The following is an 18,943-nucleotide window of genomic DNA, read 5'->3' as shown; positions in this document are numbered from 1 at the left end:
TGAGATGCTACGTGGCCCGCCATGAGACGGGCAACAAACGCAAAATCTCAGCGGGTGAGATGAAAGGTCCGCAGGGGAGCGCCGGTGGTGCTCCATGTATGAGTCTAGCGATGTTACCGCTTGTGCCTTCGAGCAAGAATCGCAATGAGACTGGCCGCGCCAGCTACGGCACCAGCCAGATATGCGAGTGCTTGGGAATCGCCAGACTTGGCATCTTCTATTGTTTCCTTGGCCTTTGCGGAGGCGGTGGAAGCGAACTCGGACGCTGTGAACGCAAACGCGCTCGCTTTCTCAACAGCTGCTTCGGATAGGTCGGAAGCCTTCTCTTTAGCTTGTTCAGCGGCGTCTTTCGCGAGCGTCTTGGGGTCAAGCCTGCCTGCAAGTTCGTTGACTGTGACTGCCATTTCTTCGCGAGTGCGTTGGAGGTCTGCTTCGATCTGTGCGGTCGAGCGGACGCTTGCTTCGGGATCGGTTGGTTCGGTGCTCACTTGTTCAGTCCCTTCTTGAATGCTGCTACGTCTTGTTCGAGCCCACCTTTGGGGTCAACCACATGCTTCTTCGAAGCTTTGAACTGTGCGCCGCCAATCGCGACCAGAATCAGGGTGATGAGCAGCAGAATGCCTGCCACAATGAGGAAAGATGCCCACCATGGAAGGATAAGTGCGAATGCCGCTACGGCGGCAAAGAGGAGAAGGGTAAATGCGAAGACGGCTAGCACCGCACCAATGGCAATCAGGACGCCGCCAACGCCAATGTTGGTGATCTTCGCCTTGAGGTTTGCCTGGGCGTAGGCAATTTCATCGCGCACAAGGGATGATGCTTGTTCGGAGACTTGTGCGATGAGTTCGCCGATTGTGCGTTCTCGGCGCGTCTTCGCGCCTGCATCCGCCCCTGTGGATGAAGCGGGTTCGGTTTCCATGATGAGCAACTCCTTCTGTGTGCGGGCAACTTCCAGATTCGGTCAATAAGACCGGCTGTGGCCGGCTATCCCTATTCTTGCCGAATTGTGACATATTGGCGACTTCGAGGGCGAGGAACATCTGGGTATGTGGAAGGTTGGTTCCGTCCACAACCAGAGGAAGAGACTTGTGTCACAGTTCAGAAGGTGCGACCATGGGTTGTCCGAACAATGACCGAAGGAGAAGACCATGGGATTTCTAGGATGGATAGTGTTGGGGCTTATCGCTGGATCTATTGCGAAGGCGATTTGGAAGGATGCGGCTCCCGGAGGCTGGCTCGGATCACTTGTGGTTGGAGTAATCGGCGCAGCTCTTGGTGGGTGGCTAGGCTCCATCATCTTCAATGTTGGTTTGGAAGATTTCTGGAGCATCCAGACGTGGCTGCTGGCGATAGTAGGTTCGATTGTCGTACTGGTGATCTATGGTTTCTTAACGGGAAGAAAGAGTTAGGAAAGAAGAGCTCAAGATAGGCCAAATAGCGGGCTAGTGGACGTTAACTCGCGGTTGGGCCGCGCAGTTGTGAACAAGCGGTTGGGCCGCGCAGTTGTGGCCGCGGGGACTAGCCTTCGCGCAGTATCACTGCGTGAGACTTGGCTCGAGTGAGCGCCACGTAAAGCAGGTCATTCCAGCTGAGTCCATGTTCTGCGGCCCAGCGTTGGGAGTCCTGGCCCACATCGGTTAGCACGATGGCGCTCACTTCGATGCCTTTGAGTGCTGATATTGAACCATAACGGATGTGTTGAGGTGAGATCCCGAGGTTGGCTTGGAGCCATCGGAGGTCCGCAGCGTTCGCATTTGTGTGTTCATCTAGTGCTCGTTGCGCAAGTGAGTGAGTGCCTCGTGGGCTGAGGACGACGACGTCGGCGTTCCCATACTGTTGGGTCAGAAGCTTCAATACAGAGACGAGGCTATGCGTTGAAGTATCGGGTGTGACTGCAATTTGGTCTGCGCCACCAGGTGTGTGCGCTGGCAGTAAGTAGCTCGTGAATCCGAATGGATGCCCGAGGATCTGCTCTGACTCGTGGATGAGGTTTGGGGCATGACGGCAGTTGCGTTGTATTCGTGCCAGCACTAGGTCGGGCAGTAGAGCTTTCAGAGTTGCGTAAGGGTCCACGTATGCGGATTCAGGCTGCATGATCTGCTGGTGTGCATCGCCGGCCAGAACGAAGTGCACATCGGGGCCCGCAAGCGCTAAGAGGAAATCGAGGAGGCGGGGGCTTGCGGCGATGTCTTGAAACTCGTCTACTACAATGTTGCGGAACCCGCGAAGCTGTGGGCGGGTGGCAAGTCCCGCAATGGCAAGACGGGGGAGCATGTCCTCATACCAATCCCTCGTTGCCGAAGAGGGATGTTCATCCAGCCCCGCGGCCCGCAGCATGAGTGAACCAAGATCGCACACAGATGAGGGGCCCCGCAGCGTACTGACCTGTTCACGCAGTTGCTCTGCCATTGCGAGGTTCCAGCATGTAACAAGGGTGCGTTCGCCGCGCTTGATGGCGCTGAGCGCGGCCTGAAGGGCTAGATAACTCTTACCTGACCCAGCCGGGCCGTCAAAGTAGACAGCGCGGTTCGCTTCCACGAGGTCGAGCGCAAAACGTTGCTCTGCTAGCGCCTGAGCCTCCAGAACCTGCCTTTCGAAGAAAGCATCGCGGGAGTCTCTCTCAATTGTGAAATCGCCGCGCAACGATTGCTCGATTGTGTGGCATTTGTTTGGCGTGAGGGAGGAAGGTGTGTAAACCACATCCTTAGCCTTTGAGAACCAAGCAATAGTTTCTTTGAGGACTCTTTCAATCGCTGCTGCGGGCCGCGTCAGATCGTCTGCCCAGGCGAGTTCCCACTCAAAGAAATCCAGATGCGATGGGCTCTGATTGTCAAAGTGATGGCGCCCAAGGGAGGTAAACCAGACAAGTCTGGCGAAAGGTTCGTCTCCATCAATGGCACCTTCGCGCAGAAGGAAAGAACGTATGCTGCCGGTGGCGCCGTCGATCTGCGTAAATGGATTCTTGTGAGTGGCTGGAGTGCCGGGCAGATCCCATTCTCCATCGTGGTACGTGACCGATTGAGGCGATTTTGCCTCAACAACCACTATGCCCTGCCCTGGTACTACCACCACGAAATCCGCTTCACCCATGAGCTTTGTGGTGTGCTGCCTGATAACTAGCGAGTGGAATACCAACCAATCTGGCCGATCCAGAATGCCTTCCAGGGCGTTAAAGATACGCCGTTCGGAGTTGTTGGTGGAGTTGCGGTAGTTCGCGGGAATCATGTGCGGCATACGAGTAACACCAAGCTTGGGTCAACGGAACATGATGGATCAGAATGCGGCCAGAATACGTTGCTTCTGCGCTTCGAATTCGGCTTCCGTAAGGACACCGGCGGTACGTAGTTGGCCAAGCTGTTCGAGCTGCGCGAGCATGGAAGCTGTATCAGGTACAGACTGAGGTTGGGATGTGGCCGCGACTTGAGGAGCCGTTGGTGGCTGGGGCGGCGCAGCTTGTGCTGCCGCAGAATCTTGTGCAGCCCAGCGTTGCTGCTGCCTGCGGTGAGTGTTGCCGATGACCCGAGTGGCTACATGTGCACGTGCGGCTGTGCGAAACAGGCTCATTGAAGGTCTCCTTCTTCGAGTGAAACTTCGAGATCTGAGATGGCAATACCACCGGAGAAAAGTTCGGTGCCTCCGACCTTGGCCCACGCTGCGGCCGCGGCGGACAGAGTTAGGTCTTCATAGACAACGGCCACGGCGAGTTGGGTATCCGTAAGCTCTGCGGAGATCGAGTTGAGATCCTCTGTATCAAGGATCCCGGATTCAATGCCAGCGAGGGCGGCACGTTCTGCAGGTGAGCAGGTGATATCAGTTAACTCTAGCTTCGTAGGCTCACCGGCGCTGCCGCGTGCGATCACCTCGATGTCGATGAGATCAATGAGACCCTGACCAGCTCGGTCAAGGATTGCGCGTAGACCTGCGCTCAAATCAGCTGACCGTTCGGATACGAATACGGCGTACCCGATGGGTCCCGAGAATTGTTCAGTCGCCACGGAAGTTTCCCTTCTAAACGGGGTTCGAGTTCTTCAGTGCTGTCGCTTGTCAAAGAAGACGCTGCGATGCACCACCATAACTGCCACATTGAGTGGATACTCATGATGGAATCGCGACGCAGTGATGAGGTTTTGAGCCGCGTGCCCTGTTGCCTCACAGTGTAGCTGGCAGAAGCGACAGGTTCGGTGCCTATCGTTTGATCACTACATGTGGCGTTACCGCGGAGCCTAAAAAATCCTGAGGAATCGGAACTTCCGATCCGAACTAACCTGATCCCTGTATCGTTCGTCAGAGCATGTCTCGTGATCCTCTACCATGCCTGATGTGGCTCGGTCACTGATGGTCCACGCAGGATCAATCTGGGCGGCCTTCGGTCCAGGCACAGTAGGAGAACGGCTCTGGCGGAGTGGTGAACCTGTGACCGCCGAGAAGAATCGCGGCGGCTCGCAGAGTAGCCGGATCGGTTTCTGCTGGGAATATCGGGATTTCACCGCTGGGGATCTGAGTGCGCAGGCTGATGACCCATTCATCCCATATATGGCCCAGATTTCGGCACTTACGTTAGCGTTTGCGAGTGTTTCGCCCGATTCCCACGCGCGGACCGAACGCTCACCGACTCTGAGTTTATCGGCCAGTTCAGCCTGCTCGATGCCCATTGCAGTGCGTAATGCCCGCATGACTAGACCACTCATCCGCGCACCCGTGAGTTGCGCGTCATGCTCGGCCACCCACGCGGCGCGGCCAATCGTCCACGCTCGTGTGAAAGATGCTTTGAGGATTGCGTGGGAGGATTCGTCTCGGTCCTGATCAGTCTGGTTTGCCTGTTCGGCTTGCTTGATGCCCTGTTCCGTGGCCCTCGCCGCCTTCCATCCAGATTTCGCGCTGACGTAGGCCAAGCGTGCCCAGAACGTGTCAACATCGGGGAACTGTCCGGTCAAGGTGAGAGCTGCATCGGCGGACGGGCACCGGTCGAGAGTGCGAATTTGAGCTTTCGTGATGATCCCGGAGTAGGTTGGGAGCCACCGCAATGCGTCTTCTTGCGTGCCGTCGGAGTCTGTGGGGACTACACCAAGCGTACTGGTCAGGCCAATACTCTCGATGGCCATATCCTGATCCTGCTGTGCCATTGTTCGGGTCCGTCCTGACCTTTTCGGGGCGGTGGAACTAGTTTCCTTGCCTCGGGCTCTAATGATGTTGCGCATCGTTAGCAGTTTGCAGGCGGATAGTGATCGACCAGTCTTTGTAGCGCAATGCGATCGCCACGTCCTTGAAGGACTACCGATCCAGCCGACACACCGAGCGCCTTGTGAGCACTGTTAAGGCTTATAGGACAGAACGTGTTGGTTTCTGTTAGTAAGTGTTGTGCCAGGTTCCGGTGTGGTGGAAGTCTGTCCAGTTCACGCCGGTGCCCCAACGGTTGATGGTGTTGTGGGCGTGGGTGCGGTGGTGTGTGGTGGCGAAGATCGCGGCGATCTGGGTGTCCGTGACTGTGATCGCCAAGAGACGGGCGGGGCTAGCCGGGTTCTCGGTATGGCGATCGCACCACCACAAAACGGCTTTGATCTGATGGTCGAGCGGCATGCCCCGGTGTTCTCTGAGCAAGGCTCGTAACCTCGTGTTGATCCCGCCTTCGATCTGGTTGTTGGTAGCCGGGATCGGCTCACCTGCCACCTGCAGGTCAGGTTCGAGATAGGTGAACAGGGTTCCTTTCCTAGCCAGAGTGTTGATCGAGTTACGAGCCTGGATCAGACGGCCATGAGTGGGCACGTATGTTCCTGATGAAAGGTGGGTCTGCTGGGCCAGAAACGTTTGCCACCTGTCATTCCAGGTGGTGAGTTCACCCAGCCACGCCACCGACTCCTCTCGCGTCTGAATGGTCAGGAGGGCCCGGGCCAGGCCGTAGAGTTCTACGCCCGCATTGGTGCGTGGCCGGGTGGTGGTCGTGCGTTTGATGGTGCTGAAGGCGTGGAAGGTGCAGCGTTGGATCCGCGTGGTGGGCCACGTCTTGGCTATGGCCGAGGCGATTCCTGATCCTCCGTCACAGACCACCACGTCAGGGGGTGCAATACGAGAGAACAATGCCGCCCATGAGGCACTGGTCTCCCCTCGGGCCACATACCATCCCACGACATGATCCTTCGTGCAGGCGATCAGGACGACAAGCTTGTGGGAGAGGTAGATCCCGTCCACGAAGACAACATGGTGGACCTCGTCCACTAGAGGCGAGAGAGGCCATAGTGGCCAGAAGTGGGCGAATCTGCGCCGAGCATTCCTTCCTTGACCGGGCATGTCGGCATACCGGGTGCGTCCGGTGACATAGTCCAAGAAGGCTGCCAGATCACGAGCGTGAATATCATTGCGGCGGGTCAAGGTCGACGAGCAGGCTTTACATCGGAAACGTTGGCGTCCCCAAGCAGTTGTTCCATGCTTGATCATTGTCTGGCCACAGATGTCACATCGAGGATTTCCCATCCCCCAAGTCAACCGACTTCAAATCCGACTTTCCCGCACCACCATGCCGAAAAGTCGCGTTAAAACCAACACGAAATGTCCAACCAAAAAGTCGAGTCACATCGACTTTTTCACGCTAAAACAGCTAAACACCAACGAAAAACGACAAAACCAGCAACACGAACGGTCCTATAGGCCGAGAGTTTCCACAGGGTGGGGTGGAATTGTCTTGTGTGTACTTCTGTGTGTACCTGCGAAGATTTCGGGCTGTTGGATTTGTGTCCAGACGTAGCAAAACCCCCGGTAATCCGGGGGTTTCAAGCTGTGGCTCCGAGGGGCGTCGATCCCCTGACCTTTCGATTTTCAGTCGAACGCTCTACCAACTGAGCTACAGAGCCAGATAGTGAAATACCCGGTTTCCCGGGTATTTCATCTGCGACCCCGACGGGACTTGAACCCGCGACCTCCGCCGTGACAGGGCGGCGCGCTAACCAACTGCGCTACGGGGCCAATACTTTGAGGTATTGACCTCTGTACCCCCAACCAGGTTCGAACTGGTGTCGCCGCCGTGAAAGGGCGGTGTCCTAGACCACTAGACGATGGGGGCCTAAGAAGGCTAGAAGCCTTACTTCCGAACGTTCCCGCTTGGTGGAACTCCTAAAGCTTAGACAATGAATCGGTGATAGGACAAATCGAGTTCATGTGCGCTGAGTCACGGGCTGGAAAAACGTTGCCACCTCAAGGAATTGTCAGCCCATTAGCCTAGCCTTATCTACATGGGAGTTCCTGAGGGCATTTGGTCAGTAGTACAAAAAGGCGTGGCCGTGGCGGCCGCTTCAAGTTCAACCACGCCGCCGTCGTCCACAACTACTACGGACCCAGCGTTACCGGCTGCTGGGGAGGTAGTGAGCGCAACGGTGGACACAATCGCTGTGCTGCTGGGAATGGGCGCGGGCCTACTTGTAGGCCTGCTGGCCGCATTCGCGCTACAAGGCTTTCTGACCTATGTCGGAAGGCGGCGCCCCATCGCACGCACCACTATCCGGGCGGTCAGTAAACCCCTCAAGTTGCTGCTCTCCATGTTGGGAATATGGATTGGGATGCGGCTTTCATGGCCTGTGGAATCCGGTGAGGACGCGCCCGCGTTGCGCAGTTCCGGCGAACATCTGTTCCTCATCTTGGTGATTGTGGCAACCACGTGGCTGGTGGCGGCCCTTGTTGACGGCATGGAACGTACTGTCCTGCGGGAGATGCAGAACACAGGTGCATCTAGGTATCGCAAGGCACAGACGCAGCTTCAGATCATCCACCGAATCATCATGGTGTGTATTTGGGTGCTCGGATTCGGGCTGATCCTCATGACCTTCAACTCTGCCCGGACCATTGGAGCCACACTCTTTACCTCCGCAGGGTTGTTTTCGGTGGTTCTGGGCATTGCCGCCCAGTCCACGCTGGGGAATGTGTTTGCAGGACTCCAATTGGCTTTCTCCGATTCGATCAGGATGGGTGACATCGTGGTCTGGGAAGAAGAGTTCACCACCGTCGAGGAAATCACTTTGACCTACGTGGTGCTCAAAGTGTGGGATGGGCGCAGGTTGATCGTGCCGTCGTCGTTGATGACAACAAAGACCTTTGAGAACTGGACGCGGCGTACTCCCGATCTGCTCGGCTACGTTGATTTTGATCTGGACTGGAGCGTGCCGTTACCCGCCATGAGGGCGAAGCTCAACGAGATTCTGGCGGCTACCGACCTGTGGGATGGCGATACGGGGATTCTCCAAGTGCGTGATGCCACGGGATCCAAGCTTCAGGTCTCAGTGCTACTTTCGGCGGAGAACTCGTCCAAGTTGACAGATATCAAGTACTACGTGCGCGAACACCTAGTCCGGTGGATACAAGATCAGGCCCCGCAGGCGATTCCACATTGCCGCAGTCTGGCGGCACCAGATCCGGACGCGGAAGCGATAGCCGAAGGAGCCGCGCAATCAGACCGCGTGACAGACCTAGAGAAGGCCCGCGCGGGACTGTCGGCGGATCCTCATGAAGCTGCCGGTACTTTGGATTCCGAAACTGAGGAGGATTCGCACCCTACGGACCAAGGCGCCGGATCCCTGCCCGATGAAGCAGTCGTGGGTGGCATCATCGTTCCGAAGGCTGCAGTTGAGGATATGACGGCCACCGTGGTCATGGATCTTTCCGAACTTGGAATCGATGGACCCGAACGGGTGCCGGTATCTCAACGTGATGTCACGGCGGTGTTGGCCCGTGACGCGATTGCGGGCGGCGGGCCCAAGACTGGCCAAACACCCGGCCACGAGTCCTCAATCTTCACGGGATCCGTGCAGGCCGAGAAGCGCGGCCGCGACTTCGCTGGACCAGGGGAAGATGCCCTGCGGGAACGCGAGAGCACACTTGAAAAGCGCAAGGCACAAGAAGCGGATCGGGCTCGTAAGGCGGAGGCCGGCACCAAATCAGAGGCCAGCACCAAAGTGGAGGCCGGCACCAAATCAGAAGCCAGCACCAAGTCAGCGGATACCGCCAGATGAGGAGGCGCCACCGCGGCACCAGCACGTGGCGAAAAGGGAGACCCCCTCGATCCTTCCAGATCCACTGAAGAAGCCGATGGAGACGGGAAGGACTGATTGTGGGACGATTGAGGTGTGAGCACTAAACCCAATCTTCCACAAACTCCTGACGAATGGCGCGTTGTCCTGAACCCATTGGAGTTCCACGTGCTTCGCGAAGCGGGCACAGAGAAGCCATTCACTGGCGAACTGCTGGACGAGGACCGCGAGGGCATCTACCGGTGCCGTGCATGTGGAGCTGAACTGTTCCGTTCCGAGACGAAGTTCGATGCCGGTTGTGGGTGGCCGAGCTTCTACGATCCGATCAATTCGGACGCAGTCACTACCGACGTCGATTACAAGCTTGGCTATGCCCGCACGGAGGTACGCTGCAAGAATTGTGGCTCACACCTTGGTCACGTCTTTCCTGATGCACCAGATATGCCAACCGGCCAGCGCTACTGTATGAACTCGGTTTCCTTAACATTTGACACATTGCCAGACCCAAATGCAGACGGTGAAAGCGATTCCGGCCAGCGGCAATGAGTGGAATTCTCGTATCCTTTTGGGCGCTCATTGCGCTCATGGGAGTTGGATACCTTCTTGCCAGATTTGGGGTCACACGCCCGGGAGCTGACAAGGCACTAACTAGCCTTGCCTTCGCGGGCCTCATGCCTGCGCTGCTATTCCAGACCATGGCGAACTCGGATCCCGCCGAGGTGTTCTCCCAAGGGGCGCTCGCGAATGTGCTGGGTGCGGCGATTCTCGGAGTTGTCTTCATTCTCATCGCTAGATACGTGTTGGGGATGCGTGGCGGGGAAGTCACGATTGGGGCGCTGTGTTCGTGTTACACGAACGCGGGTAACCTAGGCGTCGCGTTCCTCATGGCAGTAACTGGCGATGCGAGCGCTGCAGCACCCATTTTCCTGTTCCAACTGTGCGTGCTTGTTCCTATTTCGTTCGCAGTGTTGGATTATCAGTCCGGACGGCCAGGAATGACGTGGATGCGAACGTTGCTTGGTCCGTTCACCAATCCTCCCGTTCTTGGTGTGATATTCGGACTCATTGTGGCGTTGGCTGGTTGGAATCTTCCGGACGTGATCACCAAGCCCGTGGGTATGCTCTCAGATGCCGCGATCCCGGTGGTGCTCATTGCCATGGGAATCTCGTGGCGAGGTGCTCAGGTGCCTGCGCTGAAGCGCGAGTCTATTCCGTTATTCCTCGCTGTGACTTTGCGCTGTTTAGGTGGACCAGCCATCACATTCGCATTAGGCTCGTTGTTTGGCCTGACGGAAAGTGCTTTGCTTGCTGCGACCGTCGCGGGAGCATTTCCCACCGCGAACAACGTTTTTGTGTATGCGCACCGGTTCAACACCGGAGTTACATTGGCACGGGACGCAGTTCTCATATCCACGTTTGTCAGCCTCGCAGTGATTCTGATCATCACCGCCCTCTTCCACATTTAGTGGGAGTGAATATACGGAGCATCTCTGCCCTAACCGCAGCGCTGCTCATGCCTTGAACTCGGAGTTTTCAATGAAGTCGCGCGTGGCGCCAGCGTTGTTGTTGGGATCTGGTTTTTCCCAGTACATCGGAGCATCTTTAGCCGTAGGGCTGTTCGCGTCAGCGCCCGCAGCCGCCGTTGGCTGGGCCCGGATTCTGGTGGGAGCCACGATATTGCTGTTGTGGCGCCACAGAATGCCACGCACGGCGCTCGGCACCATCGACTGGCGCGGGCTCGGACAAGCCGCATTGTTTGGGCTCACCTTGGGCGGCATGAATCTCGCGTTCTATGTGGCCATCGATCACATCGCTATGGGAACCGCCGTGGCATTGGAGTACATCGGTCCTGTCTTGCTCGCTGCAGTGACAGGCCGTGGTTGGAAGGTCCGCACGGGTATCGTGCTGGCATGTTTTGGCGTGTTTCTCATTTCATGGGCGGGAGTAGATCTGTCTGATCCGGCCGTCGCCGTTGGTGTAGCTTTCGCGTTCGCAGCGGGCGCGTTGTGGGCGTTGTATATGTGGCTCGGGCGCAAGGTGGCCACAGGTGCGAATGCGCTAGATTCGTTAGCGTGGGCAATGGTTGTTGCGGCACTCGTTTACGCGCCCTTGGGAGCCGGACATATGGGTTCAATCCTTACAGATTGGACCTTGATAGCCACAATGGTGGCGGTAGGCATTCTTTCTTCCGTGCTTCCTTACGTGATCGACCAAGTAGTTATGCACCGCGTTCCAGCGGCCACTTTTGCCTTACTTAATTCATTACTCCCGGCCACGAGCCTGGTGGTTGGCGTGATCATGCTTGGCCAGGTTCCAAACCTTGCGGAGTTGGGTGGCTTGATAGCGATATCGACGGCGGTTGCTTTGGCAACGCTTCCTGAGCGCCGTAGATCGAAGATTGTGAAGGTTAGCACCGCCACCAGCCAGAGTGGAGCTATCGCGAAGCCTGTGAATACCTCCGGCGAGCCCTCAGATACCATGAAAGAACAGACCAACGCCGATTCTTACGACAAGGTCGTTCTTGGTGCGTAAGGCTGGCCCGCCAGATCTTTCAGTTCCGGGTTATGCGAGTGGAACACCATCCGCAGCGCCACTTACGTCGAGTAGCGAGCCAGCATCATCAGGGCCGTTTGACGTCGTCGGGCTAGACTGCCCTTATGCAGGAGAGTGACTCGGGTGCTATGAGGAAAGCCCTCGTCGTCGACGACGAAGCAGACCTCGCCAAACTCGTCGCAGCGTACTTAGAACGCGATGGGTTCACCGTCAACATCAGCGGTGATGGCATGGAGGCACTCGCCATAGCCAAGCAGACGGACCCTGATTTGGTTGTGTTGGACCTAGGGCTCCCGGGTATGGATGGCATGGAAGTGTGCCGCGAGATTCGAGCGTTTTCGGACTGCTACATCCTTATGCTCACTGCGCGCACGGACGAGGCGGCCACGCTTGCCGGGCTTGGCGTTGGCGCCGATGACTATATGACTAAGCCATTCAGTCCGCGTGAAGTTGTGGCGCGCACTCGCGTTTTGTTCAGGCGTCCACGAACCTCTGCGGCTCTCAGTAAACGCCTCGTATTCGGCGGGATGGAGATCGATCTTGCACGGCGATCGGTCCATGTGGCAGGGCAAGAGATCGACCTGACAAAAACGGAGTTTGACGTGCTGGCCTTCCTTGCCGGCGCGCCTGAGCAGGCCCATTCCCGCGAGAGCATTCTGGCAGGTATTTGGGGAGAGTCGTGGGTGGGCGATCCGCGGGCGATCGATGTTCACGTTACCCATATTCGAGCAAAAATCGGCCCTGATGGTCCGGACTATGTCGAAACGGTTCGGGGGGTGGGCTACCGCTTAGGAGACGGTCGGTCGGAGGGCGGTCGGCCGGAAGATGGTCAGCCAGAAGATGGTCAGCCAGAAGGCGGTCAGTTCGGATCCCCTGAGACGTCCGCGGTTCAGAATCTGGCTGGCGGGCAACAAGTCGGTGAATCATGAGTGAAAGCGACGGCCTGAGAAAGCGCGCAGGTTTTGGTAGCGGACTCATAGTGGCAATTGCCGCGGTGGTGATAGTGGGGCTGCTGACGTCGTGGGCCGTGGCCAGTGCTGTTGGGCCTTCGATCTTTCGGGACCATTTGGCCCAATCAGGAGAGTCGGATCCGCATGTCATTTCCCATGCCGACATGGCTTTCAAGACTGCGGGCACGCTTTCGGTAGTGATTGCGGGTGCTGCGGCGCTCGCGGCATCGATCTTTGTGGGGGTTCTGATTAGCCGGCGCCTTTCGCGTTCGCTTGGCGCAGCGAGTGAAGTCGCTCAACGCGTGAGTGCGGGCGATTACGAAGAACGAATGGAGAATCCGCTGATGGGGAGGGAGTTCACGGCACTGTCCGAAGCCGTGAACTCGATGGCTGGCGAGCTAGCCAGCGTTGAGGCGTCGCGGCGCTCTGCATTGGGGGATTTGGGCCACGAGATGCGCACGCCCATCGCGGCGATACGCGGGTACTTGGAGGCAGTGGACGACGGCGTTCGCGAGTTGGACTCTGCCACGATGGATGTGCTCTTGCGCAACGTTGCCCGCCTAGAGCGGCTATCCGTTGATATTGCGGATGTCACTGAGGCCGAAGAGGGCCGCTTGGCAATGGTGATGGACCGGGTGGATTTGCCTGCGCTCCTTCGAGGCGCGGTCGCTGATGCTCAGTCTGCGAGCCAGCGGGGCCAGATCAGCGTGGAGCTCGAGATCTCCCCTCAGGCAGAAGAAGCCCGTGTTAACGCCGATTCCGCCCGGCTTGCTCAAGTCTTCAGTAACCTCTTCGAGAACGGCCTTGGGCACGCGCATAGCAAGATCGTGGTTGATCTTGTGACGGTTGGTTCACAGGCTGTTGTCACCGTATCCGACGACGGCGAAGGCATCCCTCCTGAACATGTCGGTCACGTTTTTGAACGGTTCTACCGGGTGGATTCTGCACGCGATAGAGAGCGCGGGGGATCGGGTATTGGGCTCGCGGTGGTGAAGGCGTTGGTGGAAGCACATGGGGGCCGAGTCTCGGCAGTTAGTAGCGGCAAGGGCGAGGGCGCCACTTTCGTGGTGACCCTCCCACTGGCATAGGAAGGTCCTCCGTGGAAACCGCGTGCGGTTTCGTGGCAGCGAGCCTCCCGCTGGCATTGCTGAGTCTTGTGCTAAGGGTTCGCTAAGGAACGCTGAAATGGCGTCGTTTGGCTGGCGAAGCTGCGGGCTGTGCTGGAGTCTTGAAGGGTCGGAGGTGGAAAGATGACAGGCCCAACCAAGCAACGCCGCAATGCATCCAAGAATTCACAGGACATTATCCAGGCCGTCCCCATCGCAGGGATGACGTGCACGGCATGCGAAGTTCGTGTCAGTCGAGCGATCCAGCGTGTACCTGGAGTGTTAGCCGCCCGTGTTTCTGCAAAGGCTGGTGAGGCGCTGGTAGTGTGCTCAGGCCCGTTGGATATGGACGCTGTGACCCGTGTAGTTGAGAAGGCCGGCTACCGGGTAGCAGAGGACAATCGGCGCTGGCTCAGCCGCGATTCGAAGCTATGGCGTGACGTGGCGCTTGCGGTGGCATGCGTGGTGTTGGCAGTTCTTGTGTGGCGGGTGACGGGACTCTCCGCAGTTGGGGATTCGCTTAGCCGTTCGGCATTAGGTGGAAACCTACTTTTTGTGGTGTTACTTGGCGTGGCGGCCAGCGTCTCCACATGCATGGCCCTCGTGGGCGGCATCGTAATGGGAATCTCAGCTCGCTTCGCTCAAACCCACCCTGAAGCGACTCCTGCACAGCGTCTGCGCCCACAGGCCATGTTCAACCTTGGGCGAGTGGTCGGCTTCGCACTGCTTGGCGCTCTGGTGGGCGCACTCGGCGGAGCGATCAATGTGAACGGCATAGCGCTCGGACTCCTCATGGTCGTCGTAGCGGTTGTTATGGGAATACTTGGGGTGAAGCTGACAGGGATGTCACCAAGGCTCGCCACGTACTCGTTCACGCTGCCGTCGTCGTGGACTTCGTGGATGTACAACGGAACTGATGGTTCCTACAAGGATTCCAGCGCAATGCTTATGGGTGCGGCTTCCTTCTTCTTGCCCTGCGGATTCACGCAGGCGGTTCAGGTCTACGCGTTGTCCACAGGCAGCCCGCTGCAAGCCGGGCTAACCATGGCACTCTTCGCTGTTGGTACCACGCCTGGACTGATGGGGGTGGGCGCGCTTTCTGGTATCGCAAAAGGGGAGCGCGGCGCGCGAATCTTCAGATGGGTGGGCGTCGTGGTGATTGCCTTCGCAGCGCTTAACTTAAGCAACGGGTTCGCACTGATAGGGCCATTTGACGGCACGAGTGCGACGGCACAGGCCGGCACGCGAACCAGCAACGTTACCGATGTTGACGGCGTTCAAGTGGCTCGCGTGGAGGTCTCGGCCAGTGGCTATTCTCCCAGCCAAACAGTGGTGTATGCAGATGAGCCGGTCAAATGGGAGATCGTTGCCACAGGCTTCGGCTGTGCTTCGATCATCAATGCCACAGACCTAGGTGTAAGCGGAACAGTCCAAGCGACTTCTGACACGACGGCCGAGTTCACGCTCGCTGAGCCGGGTACCTACACCTATCACTGCGCGATGGGTATGTACCAAGGATCGTTCGTGGCGATTGACCGCGTGAATGGCTAAAGACGCAGTGGCGGAATCGTTGAGATTCCGCCACCCTTTGGTAGGCCCACTGGGATTCGAACCCAGAACCAGCGGATTAAAAGTCCGATGCTCTAACCGTTGAGCTATAGGCCCATTGCAACGTGCACGGTGTGCACAACTAGCGATTATAGCCAATCAAGCGCGCGAACACCTATTCGGGAAGCCACTGGCAAACTGCCCATGTCAATACTGCCAAAGTGGGCAGCACATGGGCCACAATTGAGTAACGCACCGGTGCGCTCGGAAGGGAAGCCGAAGTGCTCCGGGTACAGACCAGGAGGTACATCCCATGAGCACTACGCCGCGGCGTCCAGCACAGTTGGACGCAGAACAGATCGAGTCGATTGAGGGCGAATCCGACGTTGCCTACAACTCGGAGTTGGCGCACACCTCGGCTCAGGCATTGATTCCAATGGGTCGTAACCACCTTGCTGAGGATTTAGAGGCCGTCAAGCGCATTATCGCTTTGGTCGACGACGAAGGTGTGGACGTCCTTGCTGAGGCATGGGTGAAGTCTCCGGAGAACACGCTCCCTGGCATTCTGTGGCGTGGCTACCTGCTTCGTGAGTGGATTCGCCGCGAAGGCAATGAGGTTCGCTCTCGCTACCTAGCTGCCGACTCCGCGTTGCGCGCCAAAGGTGAAGATGGGGTATTGAAGGCAAACATGACACCCAAGCCGGGAACTGTGCGTCAGGAATGGGATGCAGTACTCGCCGGCACATTCGAAGGTGACTTCACTGACGTGTTGGTGGATTCCGCGCGTCTGATGGACGTCCTTGCATCGGAACAATCGGGTTGGATTCTGAACGATTCACATCCCCTGGCACACGAAGTGACTCGTCGCAGCAAAGCACTGGCCCAAACCTCGGTCGAGTTCCGGGATGCAGCAGCGCTCGCGGCCGAAGGACTTCTCGAATAACCCGGGTGAGTGATTCTGGCAGTAATCCGGGTGAGTGATTCTGGCAGAAGGTGAACTTCTGGTGTATTCCACGAGGCTCACGAATGTCTGGAAACCAAACAAATCTCCACATGTGTCCGCGGCGGTTCGTGTGCGTGCAAACGGCACTCCTGAGTGCGAAAATCGACTTATGAATGAGGAGCCGGTAATGACCGAATCTACGTCTAAACACCAGTTTGTGGGCATAAGTGCTGAGGTCGGCTCTGAGGCATATAGTGGTGCCGCCTCCGAGGCACTGAGTGGTGCCAGCGTTGAAGCTCGCCATGACGCCAGCACCGAGGCAAACGACGGTGCCAGCGTTGAAGCTGGCCATGACGCCAGCACCGAGGCAAACGACGGTGCCAGCGTTGAAGAGCAAACGGCCCCTACAGAAGTTTCTGTTGTGCCTGAACAAGGATTCTTTGAAACGCTGGGTGAAGCGGGCGATTCGGTGGAGGAAGACGATCCGGGATTGGGCCTGACTCGTGTGGAGGACCCGGAGTTCTTCGACGAAGACCAGCGCGATTCGGCAGTTGATGAGGAAGAGCTGCTGGCTGAACGTGCCCGCAAGCGTGCGCGTATGCGACTCGGTTCGCCCATTTCCACTACGTCCCTCGTGGAAATGGCCAAGCGTGCAAACGAGGAGGCCAAGCGATCCCGCAAGGCGCTGGATGAATCGCCGTTGCCTGAGGGCCGGTTTGCCGACCGCGAGCTCTCATGGCTCTCATTCAATGAAAGAGTCCTCGAGCAAGCTGAGGACCAATCGCTTCCAATCTTGGAACGTGCGTGGTTTCTTGCGATCTTTGCATCGAATCTCGATGAGTTCGTAATGGTCCGGGTTGCGGGCCTCAAGCGCCGCATCGCTACCGGGATGGCCGTCACCTCGCCCTCTGGTTTGACGCCACGCCAAACACTGGACGGAATCGCAGATCGCGCTCAGGAACTGATGGCACGCCACGCTCGCGTGTTCGCTGAAGATGTGCAGCCCAAGCTGGCTGATGAAGGGATCGACATCCTACATTGGGAGGGCTTGAAGGAACCGGAGAAGGAACGGCTGCGCAAGTTCTTTAAGAAGCAGATCTTCCCAGTCCTCACCCCGCTAGCTGTGGATCCTGCCCACCCATTCCCGTATATCTCCGGCCTTTCCCTCAACCTCGCTGTGGTGCTGCGCAACCCCACTACCGGCAAGGATCTCTTTGCGCGAGTCAAGGTTCCGCCGCTTCTCCCACGCTTCATTGCCGTTGATTCTGAAGGCCGGGCCTATCGCCCAGAGGATGTCCCAACGGACCGCGAGGGCCGCACGAAGTACGTTCCGCTTGAAGAGCTCATCGGTGCACACTTGGACCAGTTGTTCCCCGGCATGGAGATTATTGAGCATTACACCTTCAGGGTCACCCGAAATGAGGACCTTGAGGTTGAAGAAGATGATGCTGAAAACCTCCTAACGGCAATGGAGAAGGAACTGCTGCGCAGGCGCTTCGGCCCAGCTGTTCGCCTCGAGGTGGAGTCCGGGATTGCTGAACATGTTCTCAAACTGTTGGTGCGCGAACTTGGTGTTCGCGATGAAGACGTCTTCCGGCTTCCTGCGCCGCTCGATCTGACGGGCCTGAACGTCATTCACGATCTGGATCGGCCCAACCTCAAGTACTCGAACTACGTTCCGGTCACGCCATACGGTTTGGCTGAGGTGGAGTCCGCCAAGCCGCGCAACTTCTTTGAGGCGATTCGGCGTCATGACATTCTCTTGCACCATCCCTATGATTCGTTCTCAACTTCGGTTCAGCAGTTCGTGGCGCAAGCTGCCGCGGACCCGCGCGTTCTTGCGATCAAACAGACTCTGTACCGGACGTCGTCGGACTCACCGATCATTGACTCCCTCATTAGAGCGGCTCAATCAGGCAAGCAGGTCTTGGCCGTTGTTGAGATCAAGGCCCGTTTCGACGAAGAGGCTAACATTGAATGGGCGGGCAAGCTCGAACAGGCTGGCGTACACGTGGTGTACGGAATTGTGGGCTTGAAGACGCACTGCAAGCTCTGCCTCGTGGTGCGTCAAGAAGAGGACGGCTTGCGCCGTTACTGCCACGTCGGAACGGGAAACTACAACCCGAAGACGGCGCGAGGGTATGAGGATCTAGGAATCCTTACGTGTGACCGCGATGTAGGCCAGGACCTGACTCGGTTGTTCAATCAGCTTTCGGGTTACGCCCCGCAGGCCAAGTTCCATCGTCTTCTCGTGGCACCCACCGGAATTCGGACTGGGCTTATCGCTCGCATCGACCGCGAGGTGGCCAACAAAAAGGCCGGCAAGGACGCTTGGATCAAGATAAAGACGAACTCGCTGGTGGATGAGGCAACTATTGACGCACTCTATCGTGCCAGTCAGGCTGGAGTGCCAATCGATATTCAGGTGCGTGGCATCTGTGCGCTGCGTGCCGGTATCCCTGGCCTGTCCGATAAGATCAGGGTTCGTTCAATCTTGGGTAGATTCCTCGAGCACTCGCGGATATTTGCGTTCCGTAACGACGGCGACGTGGACGTGTTCATTGGGTCCGCGGACCTCATGCATCGCAACCTTGATCGGCGTATCGAAGCACTTATCAAGATCACCGACCCCGCGATGATCGACGATTTGGTAGAGCTCATTGACGTCTCGTGTGCGGATACCACTAGCTCGTGGCATTTGGAACCGGACGGTTGGGTGCGTCACGCTCTCAGCCCCAAGGGTCGTAAACTGCAGGATGTGCAGGACCTCCTGATGAGGCAAGCTCGGTCTAGAGTTGCAAGCAAGTGATCTTGGGCCGCGCGGCCAGCTGA

17 protein-coding genes and 4 tRNA genes are annotated in these 18,943 nt (G+C 57.6%); 10 read left to right on the top strand and 11 right to left on the bottom strand.

Annotated features, from left to right (window positions below; all coding sequences use genetic code 11):
- Nucleotides 1-113: 113 nt before the first annotated feature.
- Together H2O17_RS10505 and H2O17_RS10500 are read right to left on the bottom strand one after the other, a co-directional pair.
- Nucleotides 114-488 (bottom strand): DUF3618 domain-containing protein, encoded by a 375-nt coding sequence (locus H2O17_RS10505; protein ID WP_182049622.1) that lies wholly within the window; start codon nt 486-488, stop codon nt 114-116.
- On the bottom strand, nt 485-919 hold the full coding sequence (locus H2O17_RS10500; protein WP_182049621.1) for a phage holin family protein: 435 nt from the start codon (nt 917-919) through the stop codon (nt 485-487). Before H2O17_RS10500 ends, H2O17_RS10505 begins: the two co-directional genes overlap by 4 nt.
- A gap of 229 nt (nt 920-1,148) precedes the next feature.
- Here H2O17_RS10500 and H2O17_RS10495 point away from each other — a divergent pair, with 229 nt between their 5' ends.
- On the top strand, nt 1,149-1,409 hold the full coding sequence (locus H2O17_RS10495) for a GlsB/YeaQ/YmgE family stress response membrane protein (protein WP_182049620.1): 261 nt from the start codon (nt 1,149-1,151) through the stop codon (nt 1,407-1,409).
- 109 nt (nt 1,410-1,518) lie between these two features.
- On the opposite strand, the gene H2O17_RS10490 is transcribed toward H2O17_RS10495, so the two are convergent.
- The 8 genes from H2O17_RS10490 to H2O17_RS10455 form a co-directional block, all read right to left on the bottom strand.
- Nucleotides 1,519-3,225, bottom strand: a complete 1,707-nt coding sequence (locus H2O17_RS10490; RefSeq protein ID WP_182049619.1) for an NERD domain-containing protein/DEAD/DEAH box helicase — start codon at nt 3,223-3,225, stop codon at nt 1,519-1,521.
- A gap of 48 nt (nt 3,226-3,273) precedes the next feature.
- Nucleotides 3,274-3,564, bottom strand: a complete 291-nt coding sequence (locus H2O17_RS10485; RefSeq protein WP_182049618.1) for an SHOCT domain-containing protein — start codon at nt 3,562-3,564, stop codon at nt 3,274-3,276.
- Entirely contained in the window at nt 3,561-3,995 is a 435-nt protein-coding gene (locus H2O17_RS10480) for a DUF6325 family protein (protein WP_182049617.1), read from the bottom strand. The genes H2O17_RS10485 and H2O17_RS10480 overlap by 4 nt, the downstream gene beginning before the upstream one ends.
- A gap of 228 nt (nt 3,996-4,223) precedes the next feature.
- The gene (locus H2O17_RS10475) at nt 4,224-5,123 is read right to left on the bottom strand and encodes a helix-turn-helix domain-containing protein (RefSeq protein ID WP_182049616.1); all 900 of its coding nucleotides are present in this window, start codon (nt 5,121-5,123) and stop codon (nt 4,224-4,226) included.
- A gap of 223 nt (nt 5,124-5,346) precedes the next feature.
- Nucleotides 5,347-6,468 carry an IS1249 family transposase gene (locus tag H2O17_RS10470; RefSeq protein ID WP_182049615.1) on the bottom strand — a complete coding sequence of 374 codons (1,122 nt, stop codon included), beginning with the start codon at nt 6,466-6,468 and terminating at the stop codon, nt 5,347-5,349.
- A 304-nt stretch (nt 6,469-6,772) separates the two neighbouring features.
- Nucleotides 6,773-6,845: transfer RNA gene (locus H2O17_RS10465), tRNA-Phe, on the bottom strand.
- A 38-nt stretch (nt 6,846-6,883) separates the two neighbouring features.
- Nucleotides 6,884-6,957 (bottom strand) — tRNA-Asp (locus H2O17_RS10460).
- A 24-nt stretch (nt 6,958-6,981) separates the two neighbouring features.
- Nucleotides 6,982-7,054: transfer RNA gene (locus H2O17_RS10455), tRNA-Glu, on the bottom strand.
- A gap of 169 nt (nt 7,055-7,223) precedes the next feature.
- Between H2O17_RS10455 and H2O17_RS10450 the strand changes: the two genes are divergently transcribed.
- From H2O17_RS10450 to H2O17_RS10420, 7 genes are all read left to right on the top strand, one after another.
- Nucleotides 7,224-8,993 (top strand): mechanosensitive ion channel family protein, encoded by a 1,770-nt coding sequence (locus H2O17_RS10450; RefSeq protein ID WP_182049614.1) that lies wholly within the window; start codon nt 7,224-7,226, stop codon nt 8,991-8,993.
- Between the two features lie 114 nt (nt 8,994-9,107).
- Nucleotides 9,108-9,557, top strand: coding sequence for a peptide-methionine (R)-S-oxide reductase MsrB (msrB, locus tag H2O17_RS10445; protein ID WP_182049613.1), 450 nt, complete (start codon nt 9,108-9,110; stop codon nt 9,555-9,557).
- The gene (locus tag H2O17_RS10440) at nt 9,554-10,477 is read left to right on the top strand and encodes an AEC family transporter (RefSeq protein ID WP_182049612.1); all 924 of its coding nucleotides are present in this window, start codon (nt 9,554-9,556) and stop codon (nt 10,475-10,477) included. Before msrB ends, H2O17_RS10440 begins: the two co-directional genes overlap by 4 nt.
- Before the next feature lie 70 nt (nt 10,478-10,547).
- Nucleotides 10,548-11,543, top strand: coding sequence for an EamA family transporter (locus H2O17_RS10435; protein WP_182049611.1), 996 nt, complete (start codon nt 10,548-10,550; stop codon nt 11,541-11,543).
- Nucleotides 11,544-11,668: 125 nt separating this feature from the next.
- Nucleotides 11,669-12,493, top strand: coding sequence for a response regulator transcription factor (locus H2O17_RS10430; protein WP_182049610.1), 825 nt, complete (start codon nt 11,669-11,671; stop codon nt 12,491-12,493).
- Complete coding sequence (locus tag H2O17_RS10425; protein ID WP_182049609.1) at nt 12,490-13,602, top strand: sensor histidine kinase; 1,113 nt, start codon at nt 12,490-12,492, stop codon at nt 13,600-13,602. The genes H2O17_RS10430 and H2O17_RS10425 overlap by 4 nt, the downstream gene beginning before the upstream one ends.
- A gap of 162 nt (nt 13,603-13,764) precedes the next feature.
- The gene (locus H2O17_RS10420) at nt 13,765-15,171 is read left to right on the top strand and encodes an urease accessory protein UreH domain-containing protein (protein ID WP_182049608.1); all 1,407 of its coding nucleotides are present in this window, start codon (nt 13,765-13,767) and stop codon (nt 15,169-15,171) included.
- A 38-nt stretch (nt 15,172-15,209) separates the two neighbouring features.
- Here H2O17_RS10420 and H2O17_RS10415 read toward each other — a convergent pair.
- A tRNA-Lys gene (locus tag H2O17_RS10415) sits at nt 15,210-15,285 on the bottom strand.
- Nucleotides 15,286-15,481: 196 nt separating this feature from the next.
- Here H2O17_RS10415 and H2O17_RS10410 point away from each other — a divergent pair.
- Entirely contained in the window at nt 15,482-16,111 is a 630-nt protein-coding gene (locus H2O17_RS10410) for a hypothetical protein (protein WP_182049607.1), read from the top strand.
- 187 nt (nt 16,112-16,298) lie between these two features.
- Nucleotides 16,299-18,920, top strand: a complete 2,622-nt coding sequence (locus H2O17_RS10405; protein WP_182049606.1) for an RNA degradosome polyphosphate kinase — start codon at nt 16,299-16,301, stop codon at nt 18,918-18,920.
- Nucleotides 18,921-18,943: the final 23 nt, after the last annotated feature.

The organism is Changpingibacter yushuensis (assembly GCF_014041995.1).
Taxonomy (GTDB): domain Bacteria; phylum Actinomycetota; class Actinomycetes; order Actinomycetales; family Actinomycetaceae; genus Changpingibacter; species Changpingibacter yushuensis.
This window is presented reverse-complemented; position numbering and strand designations above follow the sequence as displayed.